A 13,839-nucleotide genomic window follows, 5' to 3' on the forward strand; every position below is an offset into this window, starting at 1 on the left:
GTTTTGATGAAGTGGTTTTTGCTATTGCTTTTCGTAGGTTAAAAGTATAACGCCCGAAGTTGATGCCTTGTAACCCGTAAGCTTTAAGCCTGTTCTGTGTTGCAGGTTTTGAAAAAGTGGCTTGCCGGCGCCTAAGATAACCGGGTGTACGGCCAGGCGGTACACATCAATAAGGCCGGCATTGATGAAGCTGGTTATCAAATTGCCGCCGCCATACAGCCAGATGTTTTTGCCTGGCTGCTGTTTTATATGGGCTACCTTCTCTTCCATATTATCGTTTATGTAGGTGGCATTACCATCACCGCTGTTTTTGGTGGTGGAGAAAACGTATTTTGTTTTTTGGTGAATTTGTTGGTATGCCTGTTTAATGGTATCGTTATACTCGTCTGCCGGTTGCCAGTTGCCCCATAAATCATAGCTTACACGGCCATAAAAAATAGTGTCAACATCCTCCAGGAAATCAAGAAAGCCGGATTCTCCGTCCATAATGCACCAATCAACTTCTCCGTTGGGGCCTTCTATCAGTCCGTCTAAAGTTACCGCTAAGTCAAGAATAATTTTTTTCATGCTGGCTTTTGTTGATCAATTGGTAAATGTATCTATCACGTTAGGATATCAAATATAACATAGTCCAGTGCCGCCCGGCAGGTGCGTAAGTGACAATTTGCGGGGCATATTGCGCTGCCAGCACTTTGTTGAAACCGAGTTCTTAATATTACAGGGATGCCCGTGAAGCCGCGCCAGGGATAGAAGCGGAAAGCCCGCAACCACCGTAGCCTTAGCGGAGGTGGTGAGGACTTGCAGCGGATAGCCCGGCCCTTCGGGGGCGCCCAAAACTTTTTCCTCTTATCTGTTGCAGCCGCCGTTTGTCACATCGGGTAACCGGGCCGGTAACCTTTTCTTAACCAAAACGTCTCCTGAAAAATAGCAAGCCGCCATTCATCAGTCATATCAACCGTTCACTGTAAAATAATGTACTATGTTTTGCATAGTACTTACTTTTGAACTGTAATTAACAACAAATAGTACCAAACTAATTAAAATACTATATATGAAAAAGACCCTTGCATTGTTAACCTTATTTGCATTATTCTCCTTTTCAGTCAGTAACGCCCAAACCGGCAAAGTAACCGGAAGGGTAGAAGGCAGGCAAAAACCGATAGACGCAGCCTCTGTTTTGCTGTTACGGGCCAAAGATTCTTCCACCGTTAAAATGGCCGTAACCGACAAAACCGGCGAATTCGAGATAGAAAAATTGGTTTATGGCAAGTACCTGTTGTCAATACAATCTGTTGGGTATCAAAAGTTTTACTCAGGAACATTTGAATTAAACGAAAGCAAAACCAGCTTTACCGCAGGCACTTTAAACCTTGAAGCAGCCAGCGAAAACCTTAACGCTGTAGTGGTTACCAGCAAAAAGCCGCTGATTGAGCAAAAAATTGACCGCACAATTGTAAACGTAGATGCTTCGCCCACCAACGTTGGTCTTTCTGCGCTGGATGTATTGGAAAAATCACCCGGTATTACCGTAGATAAAGATGGCAATATTAGCCTGAAAGGTAAGGCCGGCGTATTGGTACTGGTAGATGGTAAACCAACCTACCTAAGCGCCGCCGATTTGGCCAACCTGCTGCGTAACATGACCAGCAACAACCTTGACCAGATTGAAATTATGACCAACCCTCCCGCTAAATTCGATGCTTCAGGTAACGCCGGTGTAATTAACATTAAAACTAAAAAGAACCGTGTTAAAGGTATGAACGGCAGTGTGTCACTTGGCGCCGGCATGGGCATTAACCCTAAAACCAACAACAGCTTCAACTTTAATTACCGCACCGGTAAAGTGAACTTTTTTACCAACTACAGCCACTATTGGGGCAAAGGCTGGGGTAAACTGGAGCTTACCCGTAAGTTTATTGACCAGCAGAACGGAGACCTGCTGTCCATCTTCCGCCAAACCGCAGAACGTACGCCCAACTATCAAAACCATTCTTATAAAATTGGCGCCGACTATTTTGCCAGCAAAAAAACAACCATAGGCTTTGTGGTAAACGGTTACTACAACCCCGGCCAAAACCGCAACAGCAACGTAACCAACATTTATGATGCGTACGATAAGCTTGAAAAACAAACCCTTGCAGAAAATATATCAAAAGAAAAATGGAGCAACATAGGCGGCAACCTTAACCTTAAGCACACTTTTGATACCACCGGTACAGAAATTACCGCCGACCTGGATTATATGACTTACGACAATAACATGGACCAGTTGTTCAATAACTATTTTTATAACCAGTCAGGCGGCAAAATTCAGCCAGATGAAATACTCAGGGGCACCCTCCCTTCCAACATACATATCTATAGCGCTAAAGTTGACTTTACCAAACCCTTAAAAAACAACGCCCGTTTTGAAGCCGGCTTAAAATCAAGCTATGTAAAAACAGACAACGATGCCGCTTATGATACCCTGGCCAATGGCGCATGGGGCCGCGATACCAGGCGTAGCAACCATTTTCTGTACACAGAAAACATTAACGCCGCCTATGTAAACTACAGCCGCCCCCTAAACAAAAAATGGAACGCCCAGCTTGGCCTGCGTTTGGAAAACACTATAGCCAAAGGCGAGCAGTTAACAACCGGCGAAGTTTTTGAGCGCAACTACACCCAGTTGTTCCCTACCGCTTACCTGGGCTATACCATGAACGACAAAAACCAGTTTGCCCTTAGCTATGGCCGCAGGATAGAACGGCCCGACTACGGCGACATGAACCCTTTTTATTACTTTTTAGACAAGTACACCTACCAGGTGGGCAACCCTTACCTACGGCCGCAGTTTAGCCATAACATAGAGCTTACCCACACCTATGGCGGCTTTTTAACCACCACCTTCGGTTACAACAAAACCAAAGACATTATACAGGATGTAATTGAGCAGATAGACAGCATTAACACCTCCTATGTAAGAAAAAGCAACATTGCCAGCCAGGACAATTTTAACCTAAGCGTAAGCGCCAACTTTCCCGTAACCAAATGGTACAGGGCCAACATATACTCACAGGCCATTTACAACAGGTTCAGGGGTGTTATCAACAATGGTTACGAAGATGTAAGCGGTATTGGTTTTATGGCCAATGTGTCTAACCAGTTTACCCTGCCCAAAGAATGGACCCTGGAGTTGAGCGGCTTTTACCGTGGCCGGATGATTGAAGGCACGCTGGTATCCCGGCCGATGGGCGCCCTCAACTTTGCGGTAAGCAAGAACATATTGAAGAAGAAAGGTACCATCCGCCTGAATATCAGGGATTTCCTGGATGTACAGCAGTTCCGCGGTTACAGCAAATACCAGAATATAGATGTAGATATCAGGAACCAGTGGGATAACCGCGTAGTAAACCTAAGCTTTACCTACCGCTTCAGCAAAGGCCAGGGTGCAGGCCAGCAGCGCAAAAGGGGCGGCGCCGGAGACGAAGCCAACCGGGTAAAAAGCGGCGGCAATTAACAACCACATATACAGGCAACCACCAACCTTTAAAACAGTTACCCTGTAAACCCATTTAAGCCTTACGCCCTTATTTCTCATATATAGTATGCCACGGTACAATGCAAGGTGCCGTGGCTTTTTTATGCTGTGCGGTTAAAAAGTACTTCGTACTTTTTTGCGAAGCATAGTTATGGGCCCGGCAGATGGAACAGGCATGAGGCTTCCGTTGCGTCGCACTCTTGTGCGGTTCGGTTCGCTATGCGGCTTTTCCCACCGGATTTACGATGTAGCTGCCGCCGGAGGCGGCAGAAAACTATTGCATACAGGATAAAATTGTGTAATAGCCCGAAGGGCTAAATGTGAATAGCCCCGGATAAAATCCGGGGTTAGCATTTGACAATATCGTCCCAACCCCGAAGGGGTTGAATGATGCTTTGTGCATTTTACTGCACGGCTTGTTAACGCCTGAGCGTGCCCAAATCACTTAAAACATATATTTTTGTGAATTAAATCACTAAAAAATATACAATTTTGTGAATTGAATCACTAAAATGTATATATTTTTGTGAATAGAAATATTTTTTTATGGTTAAGCGATTCCTGCAGCAGGCTATTGAAAGCCGGTTTTTTAAGGGGAAAGCCATCCTTTTATGGGGCCCAAGGCAATGTGGAAAATCTACATTAATAGAAACCCTTTTGAATGATCAATCAAGCCACGAATGGCTTTATCTAAACTGCGATGAAGCAGATGTGCGTGATATGCTCACCCATACAACGTCTGCCAAATTGAAAGCTATCGCTGGTAAAAAACGCATCGTGTTTATTGACGAAGCGCAGCGGGTGCAAGGTATAGGTATTACGTTAAAACTGTTTACTGATCAATTAAAGGACATACAGGTAATTGCAACGGGGTCTTCGGCATTTGAGCTGTCAGGTAAAGTAAATGAACCCCTTACTGGCCGTAAGTATGAGTTTATGCTGTATCCTTTAAGTTTTGGGGAAATGGTGCAGCAAAACGGTTTGCTGGATGAAAAAAGACTGCTGGAACAACGCATGTTATATGGCTACTACCCGGAAATAGTTACCAAAGAAGGAGAGCAGGAAGAACTTTTGAAACTGTTGGCAGGCAGCTATTTGTATAAGGATTTGCTGATGCTTGAGCAGGTTAAAAAACCTGTGTTGCTGGATAAATTACTTAGGGCCCTGGCTTTACAGTTGGGCAGCGAAGTAAACTATCATGAACTGGGGCAAATGGTGGAAGCGGATAAAAACACCGTTGAAAAATATATTGATTTGCTGGAAAAGGCTTTTGTGGTGTTCAGGCTGCCTGCGCTTAACCGCAATGTGAGAAATGAAATAAAAAAAGGTAAGAAAATCTATTTTTATGACTGTGGTGTGCGTAATACCATCATCAACAATTTTGCCCCGCTTAACCTGCGTACAGATACAGGCGCCTTGTGGGAAAACTTTCTGATGGCTGAAAGAGTAAAGCATCTTGCCTATAAAAATGTTCAGACAAAACAATATTTCTGGCGTACCAATCAGCAGCAGGAAATAGATCTTGTGGAAGAAAATGGCCAGCAGCTTGCCGCTTTTGAGTTCAAGTGGGGTAAAAATAAAAAAGCCGCTATTCCCAAAACCTTCCTCAATAACTATCCCGGCTCATCCACCAATATCATTTCTCCTGATAATATGGAGGAGTTTTTACTATAACCTGCATTTGCGCTGTTACCGTATCCGGCAATCTGTAACCGGCAACATCTACAGGTCAATGTTCATTTGTTTAAAGTTTAATGTTAGCAGCGGGTATTGTAAAGCTTCAGCACTTCGTCATTCAAACAAATTATAAGACTTTACAATCAGCAGACCTATAACCAGCTACCTGCAACCGTCGGGTAGCCTTGTGGTTAAATTTTCCGCAATCAACCGCAAAGCTCCGTAGAAGCGATATGTTAGTAGCAAACAGGTAATCGCAGCCTGTTTTGTAAAGCCTCGTAGAGGCGATATGTTAAACAGCCTCTTGCAACAGGGACTGGTAATCTCCAACATGCTGTTTCACATCAGCCTGCTTAACATATCGCACCTACGGCGCTCTTTGCAAACCATATCTTTCCTTATCTACTAACATGCCGCCCCGATGGGGCTTTGTTGTTTAATGTTAAATGTTTACGGCTTTGCAGCTATGCAGAACCTGCACTTCGTCATTCAAGCAAATTATAAACCTTTTAAACCTCAGCAGACCGGTAACCTGCAACTGGTAACCGGCAACTGTCTTTCGGGTGAGGGATTGAAGCGGAAAGCCCACAGCCACGAGGAACGAGTGGCGAGGACTTGTAGCGGAAAGCCCGACCCCTTGCGCAGCTTGGGGGCACCCCCAAAATAAATTCTCAACTGCGGTACGGCCAACCCTGCCATAGAATATGCCCCTTTCTCCGCAATTTTGCAATATGGGCAACGTTTTACCGGCTAACGGTATCTCTGTAATGCCCGACTAAATTTAACTTGTTGACAGAGCAGGAATTAATTAAAGGTTGCATAGAAAAAAATGCTGCCTGCCAGCGTATGTTGTTTGAGACATACTCCGGCAGAATGATGACTATTTGCCTGCGTTATGCCCTTGACCATGCCGAGGCCGAAGATATTTTGCAGGAGGCTTTTATAAGGGTATTTACCTATATAGCCCAGTACAAACACGAGGGCTCTTTTGAAGGCTGGATACGGCGCATAGTGGTTACCACCGCGCTGAAAACGATACAAAAACGCAAAATAAAATTCAGGGAACTGAGCGATACCCTGCACACAGCGCCACAAATTGAATCTTACGCGGTTACCAACTTAAGCGAAAATGAATTACTGAAAATGATAAGCGACTTGCCGGACGGGTACCGTGTGGTATTTAACCTTGCGGTTATTGAGGGTTACAGCCATGAGGAAATTGCACAACTGCTTAACATACAGCCCGGTACCAGCCGCAGCCAGTTGGTAAAAGCCAGGCGCATGCTGCAGGATCAGATTAAATTATCACAAAAAATTGCCGTATAAAAATGACAGACAACCAATTTGATGATTTCTTCAGGAAAAAGCTGCAAAACCATGAGAGCAGCGTTCCGGAAGATATGTGGCAGAAGATAGAGCGGCGTAAAGACCGGCCCCGCAAAAGGTTTGGCTTTTGGCCGCTTAGCCTGGCTGCATTGTTGATTACCGGCCTTGCCGGCGGCTACCTGCTGCATAACAGTAACAGCGGCCAGCCCGGCGCAGTAGTTAAGGTTGCTGAGCCGGAGCAAAATAAACAACAGGAAAAAACAATTACAAACAATAAAACTGAAGCCGATAGCACAAACTCTACACAACAATCTGGCAATACAGAAAAAAATACAGATAGTAATAATGCCTTGGCAACGGCAGGTGACAAAAAAGAGCAAAATGTAGCTGCCGCCCGAGCAAACGGTAAAAAAGAAAATACAGGCTACGTAAGCGCCGGGGTATCTGCCGGAAAAAAGACCCCGGGCAAAACAAACCTGCAAAGTGCACAACCACAGGATATTGCCACATCTACGCCAACCGCTACGCGACAGGCCGAAGGTGAGAAGCCGGCAAAAGAGCAAAAGGCCGGCAATGCTAAACCGGAAGAAACTGTTTCAGCTTTTACTGATGACAGTAGCGCAAAAGCAGATACAACAAAAAAGGCCGTAGATAAAGCCAAAGACGAGCCAACCCTTGCGGACATTATTGTTACCGGCATGGGCAAAAAGAAAGAAAAAAAATACAGGGAGCCCAAACAGCGTTTGATAGAGCTATTTGCATCTCCAGAAATAGCGTGGAAACAAACCACCGCTGCCAATGGCTTTGGTAACTACGTAAAAGAAAAAAACAAGGCAGAAAAACAAACCATATCGTTCAGCGTTGGCCTGCGGTTTACCCAAATGCTAAGCGAGCATTTTTTTATAAAAACCGGCCTGCAGTATTCCCAGGTAAGGGAGCAATTTAATTACAAAGGCGCAAGTGAATACCGCATAAGTTCTGTAATTGTGGCCAGGAACCTGCCTACAAGTAATGGCAACATATACAACGTTAGTACCAGTGCCTACGGCCAATGGGGCTACAGGCTGGTAGCAAATACCAATAGGTACAGCAGTTTTGAAGTGCCATTGCTGCTGGGCTATCAAACCGCGGGGCCATCTTTCAGGGCCTATGTTAATGCTGGCGTGTTGTTTGGCATTACTACTTCTTACAGCGGTTATACCGTAGATAGTTTATATAAAGCCGCAAATATTAACGATGCCGGCCTGTATAAAAGCAACCTGGGCACCAGCGTATATGTTGGCGCCGGGTTAATAAAAGATATATCGGGCAGGTTCTCCCTGTTTGCAGAGCCTTACCTGCGTTACAGGTTGGGTGGCATGACGCGTTCATCCAAACCGTTTAGCCAAAAAATACATACTGCCGGCCTTGCTGTAGGCTTAAGATATAAATTTTAAAAGGCAGGCAACAGGGCAAAACCGCGTTGTATCTAAACATAAATACTTTGTACAATGAAACGCTTGTTTTCATTTTTATCTCTTTGCTTATTGCTGTTTGCGTGCAGCAAAGAAAAATCCGACCAGTTTATATCAGATCCCTACCATCCGCAGAATGATACTACCTGGAGTGCCGGTATAGCGGCCACAGCGCCCGTAAATCAATTGATACAAGCACTTGCAGCGGGAGTGGAGTCAGACTCCCTTGATGTGAGCATTGGAGGCACCCTACACTTTAGCAATAACTGCACGATTAAATTTCCGGCCAAATGCTTTAAAGGTAGTGTTGCCGGCAAGGTTAAAGTAGAGCTGATTTTTCTTGACAGCAAAGGTGATATGCTGCGTTTTTCAAAACCAACAGTCAGTGATGGCAGAGTACTGGTTAGCGGTGGCGCTTTTTATATAAATGTTACCCAAAACGGCCAGCAACTGGAGCTTGATAACAAGCGCATCAGCATCCGTTACACCGTTCCCTCGCCAGAAAACAATATGTCGCTTTTTTATGGCGATACATCGGTAAACAGTAATGATGGGTTTAACTGGGTACCGGCGGAAGATACTGCAGTAGTATGGCGGCAGGAAGACTCCTCTGGTATAGAATATGGGTATGAGCTGCTCTCGCCTAAATTCGGCTGGATTAACTGCGACCGCTTTAGCGATACCTCAATGCCACGTACCAAGCTTGTAAGCATACTGCCGGTAAACTTTACCAATAAGAATACAGCCGTGTTTGCTGTGTTTAAAGACCAGTGGAGTGTATTAAGGTTGTATGCCAACCCTTCCAACAGGTATTTTTATGCAGATAATATTCCCGTCGGCAGTAATGTAACGCTGGTAAGCATTTCAAAAATTGGGGATGATTTTTACCTCGGCAGCAAAAGCATAAAGGTGGCCGTTGATAAGGCAGAAGAATTTACGCCGCAAAAAGTAACCAAAGATCAGTTGATTGCCTTTATAGAAACTTTGTAACCGTATACCAGTGGTTGTTCACAATGGAAAAGGTCTTGCCTGGGGGCAGGGCTTTTTCTTTTATGCATATTAACCATTTAAAATAGCGACAACTGCATTTGTTGAACCTTTACCGGTTGTGGCCTGCTGGCAGGCGCCTGCACAAATTTATTGCCGATGCTGTAAACCGCCGTCTCTTCGTAGCGGGATGCCACTATTATTTCCGTATTGCCTGCATGGCGGCTGAAAAGTTCTTTTACCAGTTCCGGGTTATTATTGTCACGGGATAGGTGGGCCAGCAACAGGTGGCTCATAAACGGCGGCCTGTGTGTGGTAAAGAGTTCCAGTGACTGGGTGTTAGACAGATGCCCGTTTCCGCCACGTATGCGGTTTTTCAAAAACCATGGGTAGCGGCCACGCAGCAACATATCTTCATCGTAATTGGCCTCAAGAAAAGCCGCATGGCATAGCTTAAAATGTTTAATAACGTTGTCGCATGCCCGGCCTATATCAGTAAATATCCCGACGGTAATGCCATTGTTCTCCACTACAAAACTGTGGGGGTCTGCAGCATCGTGATATTTGGAAAAAGCGGTAACCCGCAGGCTGCCAATGCTTACCTGGCTGTTGGCGTTAAATGTTATCACACAATGTTTGTCTGTAAGTGCCGTATGCTGCCTTGTATTATCGGTTATGTACACAGGCAGGTTGTATTTTTTTGCCAGTACCGCCAGCCCGCAAATATGGTCCGTATGTTCGTGCGAAATAAAAATAGCTTTCACCCTGCGCATGTCAAGGCCAAGCCGGCCCATCCTTTTTTCCGTTTCCCTGCAAATAATCCCGGCATCAATAAGCACAGCCTCTTCACTGTTGCCCACATAGTAACAGTTGCCATTACTGCCGGAATTTAATGAAGCTATAAACACAGACATAGTAACATAAAAGTAGGGGTATTTGCCGATATGGGTAGATACTGCTATTTACATGTACAGTTTTTTTATGGCCCCGGCTGAGGTGTTTCAATTAGACTTCGTTGTGTCACTCACTTGTACGGTTGGATTCGCTATGCAGCTTTTCAGCCCGGGTAGAGATTTGTATTTTACGCCCTACATTTAACATCTAACAAAAAAAAGTACTTCGTAACTCGTACTTATTTACATCGTACACCCCACATCCCACATCTTACATAAAAAAAGGTACTTCGTAATTCGTAATTCGTACCTGTTTTTACATCGTACATCCCACATCTAACATCTTACATAAAAAAGGTACTTCGTAACTCGTAGTTGTTTACATCATACCTCCCACATTCCACATCTAACATCAAATAACTACTTCGTATCCCGTACTTGACTATTTTCCCCAACTCCCGCTATATTTGCCGTTACAAACAATGAATATGCGCATACCTGTAAGGAACAACTGGACACTGGAAGAAATACACGATATATATAACATGCCGTTGCTGGAGCTTGTTTACCAGGCGGCTACCATTCACCGGGAATACAACGATACTGCCGAAGTACAGGTGTGCACATTGCTGAGTATTAAAACCGGTGGTTGCTCAGAAGATTGTGCCTATTGCCCGCAGGCGGCACGCTACAGCACCGGCGTAAATGTGCAGGCCTTAATGAAGAAAGAAGAAGTGCTGAAATATGCGCAAAAAGCCAAAGATGCCGGCAGTACCCGTTTTTGTATGGGCGCCGCCTGGCGTGAGGTACGCGATAACCGCGATTTTGACCGGGTGCTGGATATGGTGAAAGGCGTAAACGAAATGGGCATGGAAGTTTGCTGCACCCTGGGCATGCTTACACAGGAACAGGCGCATAAACTTGCAGATGCTGGCCTGTACGCGTATAACCACAACCTGGATACATCCAAAGAATATTACGATGAAATAATCACCACCCGCACTTACAATGACCGGCTGAACACATTAGACAATGTGCGTAAAGCAGGCGTAACTGTTTGCTGCGGCGGTATAATAGGCCTGGGCGAAACACATGAGGACCGAATTAAAATGCTGCATACTTTAAGCACCATGCCGCAACACCCCGAAAGTGTGCCCATCAACGCTTTGGTTAGGATAGAAGGCACTCCTTTGCAGGATAATCCCAAAGTGGATATATGGGATATGGTGCGTATGATTGCTACGGCCCGCATTCTTATGCCCGCTACCATGGTACGCCTCAGCGCCGGCCGTACAGAAATGAGCGTTGCTGAACAGGCCTGGTGTTTTATGGCAGGGGCCAATTCTATTTTCGCCGGCGACAAACTGTTAACCACGCCCAACCCCTCATTTGATGAGGATAACCAAATGTTTCAGTTGCTGGGGTTAAAACCACGGGTAGCTTTTAAAGAAGAAAAGAAACTGGAAGCTGAACTGGTGTAACCATTAGCGGCAGCTTACTTAAATTTTTATAACTAAAACTCCGCAAGGAGTTTTTTTATGCGCATAACTGTTACTAAATTTCAGGGGAGTTGATTTTTTTACCCTCTTACAACAATGCTATGACAGCGCAACCGGTAACCTCGACACTTAGGGATGAGATATTGCAGGATAACTTTAATCACACACTTTTTTCATGGTCTGCACAAAAAGGCCTTAACCCCATCGTTGTTGAAAAGGCGGAAGGCGTTTACCTGTACGATTATAACGGAAAACGTTACATAGATTTTTCATCAGGGCTGGTAAATGTAAACATTGGCCATGGCAACCAGCGTATTACCCAGGCTGTTGTACAGCAAATGCAGCAGGTAAGTTATGTAACGCCCGGCTGTATTACCAAAGCACGTGGAGATTTAGGGAAGCAACTGGCTGCAATAGCTCCTGAGGGCCTTAATAAAACACTGTTTACCATCGGCGGGGCAGAAGCTATTGAGAATGCCGTTAAGCTGGCAAGGCTGTACACCGGCAGGCACAAGATAATAGCCCGTTACCGGGCTTTTCACGGTGGGTCTTACGGCGCTATGGCAGCCGGTGGCGACCCCCGCAAGCTGCCCCACGATAGCCAGCAGGCGCCCAATATTGTTCATGTGGAAGACCCTTACTGTTACCGTTGCCCCTGGGGCCAGCAGCCTGAAAGCTGCCACCGTCTTTGTGTTGACCATGTTGAAAGGGTAATAGAATTTGAAGGGCCTGAAAACATTGCCGCTGTTATTATGGAGGGGGAGAGTGGTACCTCCGGTTGTATCAAATACCCTCCCGGCTACCTGCAAAGCATACGTGCCCTTTGCGATAGGTACGGCATACTGCTGATAGCGGATGAAGTAATGAGTGGCTTTGGCAGAACGGGTAAATGGTTTGGTGTAGATAACTACCAGGTAGTGCCGGATATGATTGCCACGGCCAAAGGTATTACCGCCGGGTACATACCGCTGGGCGCATTGATTGTAAGCGACAGGATTGCCGAACACTTTAACGACAGGGTTTTATGGCTGGGCCTTACCTATTCCGCACACCCGGTAAGTTGTGCCGCAGGTGTGGAAACACTTAAAGTGTATAACGATGAAAATCTTTTGGAGAATGCCGCCGCAATGGGTAGCTATATTGAGCAACAGGTACAAATGCTGATGGATAAACACAGGAGCATTGGCGATTTTCGTAATACCGGGCTGCTGGGCTGCCTTGAGCTGGTAAAGAACAGGCAAACAAAAGAGCCCATGGCCCCTTACAATGCCAAAGCCGCTGACATGGGTATTATGAACCAGGTAGCCGCTAAATTAAAAGAACTGGGTATGTATGCTTTTGTGCGGTGGAATTACATATTTGTAGCCCCGCCGCTTTGTATTACCCGGCAGCAGGCAGATGAAGGGCTGGCCATAATTGACAAAGCGCTGGAAATTGCGGATGAGCACTGTTACTGACCTTAAACAAAAATCAAAACAACCATCACATGTTAGAAATAAGGCCTGTTTGCGAAAACTGCGGCAAGGAGCTTCCCAACGACAGTACAGAAGCCATGATTTGCACGTTCGAATGCACTTTTTGTGCTCATTGTGTAACCAATGTGCTGCACAATGTTTGTCCCAACTGTGGTGGCGGTTTTGAAAAAAGGCCATCACGCCCAAAGAACAAGCTGCTAAAATACCATGCAAAGCAGGAGACCTATCTAAAGCCGGTTGATATGGAAAAATTCGGGCCGCTGTTGCAGAAAAATAAAAATGTAGCACCAAACGAGCGGTAACGGCATAGATTACCAGTTACACGCCGTAATTTTTATCATTTATTATGGGCCCGGCAGCAGGAACAACTATGAAGCTTTACTTGCGTCGCACTCTTCAACGGTTGGATTCTTTACGCAGCTTTTCCCACATAGGTTTTACGCCTGTAATGCCGGAATTTTTTTAGCCAGCCAGCTTTCCTGTACAGGAATAATCCAGTTGTTAAGCAATTCTTCTTTGGTGGCTACCAGGTTGTTAAAATAGAGCGTACCTGCATTTATGAAATTGTTCTCAAAAGCGTATTTCAACTGGCTTAAAGGCAGCAGTTCAACCTTGTCCTTCAGGTAAAATGCCAGCATTTGCCTGTCAAACAGGGAAACCTTAAACTGTTCTTCTATTTGTTTTATCACCCTTACAGAACTGTCTGTGCTGCACCCGCTAACACCTGTGGCGGTTTCATCTGCCATAACAACTATAAACTGGCCAAAGAGCAGGTTGGCAAAACCTTTAACCGGTGTGCCATGGCTTTTCCAGTTGGCGGCAAATTGCTGCAGTACAGGTTCTAAAGCCAATGCTTCGGGCATGCTGAAAATTCTGTTGCTCTGGTATATCCACACCCTGGAAGATGGGTGAAACTCCGTTGGGATAAACTGTTCAAATGCTAAGTTCATGCGGCAAATTTAGGCAGAATGAGTTGTTGAACCGCAGTCGTCGGGCATGGCAGCGGAA

Annotated in this window: 11 protein-coding genes; 8 read left to right on the plus strand and 3 right to left on the minus strand. The window is 45.4% G+C overall.

The window, feature by feature from the left end; genetic code table 11:
* Positions 1–21: 21 nt before the first annotated feature.
* Positions 22–567: a dihydrofolate reductase family protein gene (locus F0364_RS05010; RefSeq protein WP_153796665.1), complete on the minus strand. Its 546-nt coding sequence runs from the start codon at positions 565–567 to the stop codon at positions 22–24.
* 484 nt (positions 568–1,051) lie between these two features.
* On the opposite strand from F0364_RS05010, the gene F0364_RS05015 reads away from it, so the two are divergent.
* The 5 genes from F0364_RS05015 to F0364_RS05035 all read left to right on the plus strand — a co-directional run bounded on the left by F0364_RS05015 (position 1,052) and on the right by F0364_RS05035 (position 8,967).
* Positions 1,052–3,499 (plus strand): TonB-dependent receptor, encoded by a 2,448-nt coding sequence (locus tag F0364_RS05015; protein ID WP_153796666.1) that lies wholly within the window; start codon positions 1,052–1,054, stop codon positions 3,497–3,499.
* Positions 3,500–4,066: 567 nt separating this feature from the next.
* Positions 4,067–5,194 (plus strand): ATP-binding protein, encoded by a 1,128-nt coding sequence (locus tag F0364_RS05020; protein ID WP_153796667.1) that lies wholly within the window; start codon positions 4,067–4,069, stop codon positions 5,192–5,194.
* 792 nt (positions 5,195–5,986) lie between these two features.
* Complete coding sequence (locus F0364_RS05025; RefSeq protein WP_153796668.1) at positions 5,987–6,523, plus strand: RNA polymerase sigma factor; 537 nt, start codon at positions 5,987–5,989, stop codon at positions 6,521–6,523.
* A gap of 2 nt (positions 6,524–6,525) precedes the next feature.
* Positions 6,526–7,959 carry an outer membrane beta-barrel protein gene (locus F0364_RS05030; RefSeq protein WP_153796669.1) on the plus strand — a complete coding sequence of 478 codons (1,434 nt, stop codon included), beginning with the start codon at positions 6,526–6,528 and terminating at the stop codon, positions 7,957–7,959.
* A 54-nt stretch (positions 7,960–8,013) separates the two neighbouring features.
* Positions 8,014–8,967 (plus strand): hypothetical protein, encoded by a 954-nt coding sequence (locus F0364_RS05035; RefSeq protein ID WP_153796670.1) that lies wholly within the window; start codon positions 8,014–8,016, stop codon positions 8,965–8,967.
* A 77-nt stretch (positions 8,968–9,044) separates the two neighbouring features.
* Here F0364_RS05035 and F0364_RS05040 read toward each other — a convergent pair whose 3' ends face one another.
* Positions 9,045–9,878 carry an MBL fold metallo-hydrolase gene (locus F0364_RS05040; RefSeq protein ID WP_153796671.1) on the minus strand — a complete coding sequence of 278 codons (834 nt, stop codon included), beginning with the start codon at positions 9,876–9,878 and terminating at the stop codon, positions 9,045–9,047.
* A gap of 467 nt (positions 9,879–10,345) precedes the next feature.
* Here F0364_RS05040 and bioB point away from each other — a divergent pair, with 467 nt between their 5' ends.
* The 3 genes from bioB to F0364_RS05055 all read left to right on the plus strand — a co-directional run bounded on the left by bioB (position 10,346) and on the right by F0364_RS05055 (position 13,133).
* A complete protein-coding gene (gene bioB / locus F0364_RS05045; protein WP_153796672.1) occupies positions 10,346–11,338 on the plus strand; it encodes a biotin synthase BioB in 993 nt (330 codons plus the stop codon).
* 119 nt (positions 11,339–11,457) lie between these two features.
* Positions 11,458–12,813, plus strand: a complete 1,356-nt coding sequence (locus tag F0364_RS05050) for an aminotransferase class III-fold pyridoxal phosphate-dependent enzyme (protein ID WP_153796673.1) — start codon at positions 11,458–11,460, stop codon at positions 12,811–12,813.
* 29 nt (positions 12,814–12,842) lie between these two features.
* The gene (locus tag F0364_RS05055) at positions 12,843–13,133 is read left to right on the plus strand and encodes a DUF1272 domain-containing protein (protein ID WP_153796674.1); all 291 of its coding nucleotides are present in this window, start codon (positions 12,843–12,845) and stop codon (positions 13,131–13,133) included.
* A gap of 135 nt (positions 13,134–13,268) precedes the next feature.
* Here the strand turns inward: F0364_RS05055 and F0364_RS05060 are convergent, their stop codons facing one another.
* A complete protein-coding gene (locus tag F0364_RS05060) occupies positions 13,269–13,781 on the minus strand; it encodes a hypothetical protein (protein ID WP_153796675.1) in 513 nt (170 codons plus the stop codon).
* Positions 13,782–13,839: the final 58 nt, after the last annotated feature.

The sequence above is a fragment of the Foetidibacter luteolus genome (assembly GCF_009650435.1).
In the GTDB taxonomy this organism is placed as follows: Bacteria; Bacteroidota; Bacteroidia; order Chitinophagales; family Chitinophagaceae; genus Foetidibacter; species Foetidibacter luteolus.